The following is a 4,262-nucleotide window of genomic DNA, read 5'->3' as shown; positions in this document are numbered from 1 at the left end:
CGCGCGCGGCAGGCGCGCCATGGCGCGACAAGATGCTGGTGCTCCCCGCCTTCCTGCAGCGCGGCTCCGGCCTGCGCGCCGATCCGGCAGCGATCGAGGACGCCTTCCGACTGACCGGCTTCTTTTTTACCCGCCATGTCTACGAGTCGCGCGGCATCGAGGCTCCCGGCGCCCGCGCCGGCTTCCTCGCCGCCTTGCGCAAGCACCACGCGCCCGGCAAGACCCTGATCGAAGAACCCGCCGCCGGAGAAATCACCAGATGAGCGAAGTGGAGCTCTATCCCGGCCGGGTCTCGCCGCTCGGCCTCGGCACCATTCCGTACGCCGACATCCTCGAATACACCGGCCTGCAATTGCTCCAGCGCATCATCGACAATAAATACCCGGCGCCGCCGATTTCCTTCCAGCTCAGCTTCGACCTGACCGAAGTGTCGGAAGGACGCGCGGCGTTCCGCGGCATGCCGAACGAGCGCTATCTCAACCCGCTTGGTGGAGTTCATGGTGGCTGGGCCGCGACGCTGCTGGATTCGGCTCTTGCCTGCGCGGTGCAGACGCTGCTCGACAAGGGCGAGGCCTATACGACGGCGGAGTTCAAGGTGAACCTGACACGGCCGATCACGCCGAAGACCGGCGAGGTGGTGTGCGAGGGCTAGGTGGTGCACAAGGGCCGCACCCTAGCGGTTTCGGAAGCGACACTGAAAGATGCCCATGGCAAGTTGCTGGCTTTCGGCACCGAAACATGCTCGATCTTTCCTGCGGCCAATCTGGCGGCGCGTTGATATGTCCGCCATTTGACGACACTAGGCGCGCGACGCAGTTTATTGAGGATGTCGTTTACAATAAGTGGTGTGTAACTGCCGGCTTAATCGCAAGGTTGTTTCTATCGTCTTGATTGATTAGACGACCAGCTGCATTGTTCGCTCGAAGTTTAACCGAGTCGAACACATGGCAAACCGAGTTCATATCGACGCACCTGCGGGTGTAATAGAAATCGAAGGAGAGCGGGAATTTGTCGAGGGTGCGCTCGCCAAGTTCTTGCCGCTGGTCGAGCAGGCCGGTTTCGGTAGCCGTCCGCGTAGTCAAGCGGCCAGTCAGGAAGCTGATGACGAGCTTCCAGCCGATGGTGACACAGGGCCTGCAGACGATGCCGGCAAGCCGAAGATCAAGCGGAAGAGGGGATCTCCTCCGCCGAAGGGGCAATCCTGTGGCGATCGCATCAGAACGCTCAAAGCGGACGGCTTCTTCAAGGAACACCATGGTCTTCAGGAAATCATTGCCGGGTTGAAAGCTAAAGGCTGGACCCACAATACCAATCAGGTGTCGGCGGCGGCGGACCGGCTTTTCAAGAGAAACCTTATCCAACGCGCTAAAGAAGGTAATGGTCCGTGGACGTTTTACTGGGATAGAGATTGAATTTGAGCTCCGCCTCTATACGTGACGCCCTCAAAGTTCTTCCTGACGGCTTGAAGGACCCTCTCATTGCAGAGTTCGAGCAGGCGCTGGACGAGTATCGCGCCGGCGATTGGGAGAGTGTCGGCGTCAAGGCAGGCAAGTTCTGCGAGATTGCCTATTGCATCTGTGCCGGGCACGTGGCCGGCAAATTTCCATACACTCCGCATAAGCCGGAGAATTTCCCACAGAAGTGCCTTCTACTGGAGGAGCATAACAAAACAAAAGGCAGGGGTATGTGCGTCCAGATACCCCGCATCCTGATTGCACTCTACGAACTAAGAAACAATCGAGCCATCGGTCACGTGAGCTCGGAAGTAAGTCCCAACCATATGGACGCGGAATTCTTCGTGCGAGGCATGAAGTGGGTTATGGCGGAATTTGTGCGTCAGCTATCTGAGCTTCCTCTTGACGTTTCCCACGCTCTGATAGAAGCCGTCACGGCCCGGACTTTCCAGATAGTTTGGTCGAGTGGTGACGCTCGGCGCATCTTAGAGCCAGCCAAATCTGCAAGCCACAAGACACTGATTCTGCTTTATGCCGAAGCCAAGCCTGTTAAGGCTGCGGCTCTTCGTGGATGGGTAGAATATGCGAATTTAACCCTCTTCAAGAGCAGAGTGCTAGACGAGCTCCATAGCAAAGCCTTCATTCACTTTGACAGGGCCAAGGATACGGCCGAGATACTCCCGCCTGGCCAAGCCTTCGTTGAGAAATCCGGCCTCCTGTTGATGGGCGGCAAATAGAACTATTTCTCGCTAACGAACTGTTGGGCGAAGCCAATGCTCAGGGAATGCCAATGGCAAGCTGCTGGCTTTCGGTACCGAAACATGCTCGATTTTGCCCGCCGCCAATCTGGCGGTGCGTTGAGTTTGCCTGGCCGCCTGGCGGCCGTATTTGAGTGTCAGTGGGGTCTGAATGTCAGTGACACTGGCCTGGTTTGGGGGAACCGCCATGTTCGAAAGCCTGATCGGCCTAGTCGCGATCATCGCGCTGTTTGTCATTATCTCGCGCCAGCAGAGCCGCATCGGCCTGATCGAGCGCGAGCTTGGTGCGCTGCGCAGCCTCGTGCTTTCGGGCGCGCATGTGGCCCCGCCACTGCCCAAGCCGGTAGAACAGGCCGCAAACGACAGCAAGCCAGCGGACGCAGCAGTTGCGGCCGTGACCGACATTGCCCCGCCAGCGGCGGGCGAGGCTGAGGAAAAGCCGTCCGCAGAGGTTGAAGCCGGGGAGGTTGCATCCGGACCGTGGGCTGCGGGCGAAGCGGCGCCAGCTGGATCTGCACCTGCGCAACCGGCCGCAGCGACGGCGAAAGCGGCCCAAAAACCCGACATTGAAACGGCGCTCGGCACCCGCTGGGCGGTCTGGGTCGGCGGCATCGCGCTGGCGCTGGGTGGCTTGTTCCTGATCCGCTACACCATCGAGGCTGGCATTTTCGGTCCCGGCGTGCGGCTGAGCATGGCAGCAATGCTCGGGCTGGTGCTGATCGCCGTCGGCGAGTTCATCCGCCGTACCGGCTTCAGGGTGCCGGTGCAGGGCGTCGCCGGCGCCTACATTCCGGCGATCCTGACGGCGGCCGGTGCTTTCATCCTGTTCGGCACGGTTTATGCCGCGCATGGCGTTTACGGCTTCATTGGGCCGGCGCTTGCCTTCACGCTGCTCGGCGCCATCGGCGTGGCGACCATCGCGGCAGCCCTCATTCACGGTCAGGCGTTGGCCGGCGTCGGCCTGCTCGGCGCGGTGGTGACGCCGATGTTGGTCGCCTCGCAGGCGCCCAACCCCTGGGCGCTGTTCGGCTACCTGGGGATCGTGCTCGCCGCCACCGGCGTCATCGCCCGTATGCGGGACTGGAAATTGCTGATGGCGGCAGCGTTCGTCGGCACCGGCCTCTGGACCATCCTCTACATGACCGATGCGCCGGGCACCAACCTGCCTGTCATCCTCTTTATCAATGCGGTGACCTTGGCCGTGCTTGCCTTCGTCTGGCTCGGCCGTCGCGGTGGCGAAGCTGAACCCGCCAGAGGCTTCGACTGGCCGTCGATCGCACCGGGCTTCTTCATCGGCCTTTCGGCCATGGCGCTGTTCGTCGACCCGGCGTACGCTGCCGGCGATGCTCTGCCGGGAGCAGCCCTTATCGCAGCCCTGGTCGCGGTGGCGCTCTATAGGCCGCTGGCGCTGGCGCTTCTGCACGCGGCAGGGCTGGCGACGGTCTTGGTCTATCTCGGCATCATCCCGCCAACCTCGATTGCTTCAGACCTTTCCGGCGGCCTGGGTGTCGATGGTCTGCCGACCGTGGCATCCGATGCCCTGATGCTCAGGATCGGCATCGCACTCGGGCTTGGCTTCATCGGCGCCGGCTTTTGGGCGGCGCGCAGATTTGCCGCATCGGCTCACATCCGCGCCGCTTCATGGGCGGCGTGGGGCGTTGTCGCGCCGCTGGCCATTTTGTTGGCGCTCTGGTTCACCTTCGGCAATCTCGACCGCGATCTTGTCTACGCGGCGGTAGCAGCCCTTCTGGTCGTGGTCTTCGTCGCAGGCGGCGAGTGGATCGCGCGGGGCGAGGAGCCGTCGCTGCAGGGCGGTGCTGCCGTCTCGTTCGCGCTTGGCGGGGCAGCAGTCGCCGCCTTGCTGATGCTCTACATGGCCTTTGGGTCCGGCTGGACAACAATCCTTCTGGGTGCCGCGGCCATCGTGCCGGCGCTTGCCACCCGCTGGCGCGCCTATCCGGTGCTTGGCTGGATTTCGGTTGGCGCGGTCGTCGCGGTGCTCGGCCGTGTCGCCTTCGATCCGACAATCGTCGGCGCCGAATTCCTGTCA

General features: G+C 62.0%; 4 protein-coding genes and 1 pseudogene. All 5 read left to right on the top strand.

Features of this window, described 5'->3' with window-relative positions; genetic code table 11:
* Positions 1–263 (top strand): annotated as a pseudogene (locus tag E5W87_RS15195) (DNA repair protein RecO); the annotation flags it as partial.
* Complete coding sequence (locus E5W87_RS15190; RefSeq protein WP_292398668.1) at positions 260–652, top strand: PaaI family thioesterase; 393 nt, start codon at positions 260–262, stop codon at positions 650–652. The pseudogene E5W87_RS15195 and the gene E5W87_RS15190, both read left to right, overlap by 4 nt.
* 292 nt (positions 653–944) lie before the next feature.
* The gene (locus E5W87_RS15185; protein ID WP_292398665.1) at positions 945–1,412 is read left to right on the top strand and encodes a hypothetical protein; all 468 of its coding nucleotides are present in this window, start codon (positions 945–947) and stop codon (positions 1,410–1,412) included.
* Positions 1,413–1,414: 2 nt separating this feature from the next.
* Entirely contained in the window at positions 1,415–2,191 is a 777-nt protein-coding gene (locus tag E5W87_RS15180; protein ID WP_292398662.1) for a hypothetical protein, read from the top strand.
* 208 nt (positions 2,192–2,399) lie between these two features.
* On the top strand, positions 2,400–4,262 hold a 1,863-nt coding region (locus E5W87_RS15175), incomplete at its 3' end, for a DUF2339 domain-containing protein (RefSeq protein ID WP_292398659.1).

This window comes from Mesorhizobium sp. (assembly GCF_004962925.1).
Lineage (GTDB): Bacteria > Pseudomonadota > Alphaproteobacteria > Rhizobiales > Rhizobiaceae > Mesorhizobium.
Note: the sequence above shows the minus strand (reverse complement) of the source record. Positions and strands in the feature narration are given on the sequence as shown.

Excerpts from the sequence above, each read along its gene's own strand:
- E5W87_RS15190 (WP_292398668.1), top strand. The coding sequence starts at position 260 with ATGAGCGAAGTGGAGCTCTATCCCGGCCGGGTCTCGCCGCTCGGCCTC.
- E5W87_RS15185 (WP_292398665.1), top strand. The coding sequence starts at position 945 with ATGGCAAACCGAGTTCATATCGACGCACCTGCGGGTGTAATAGAAATC.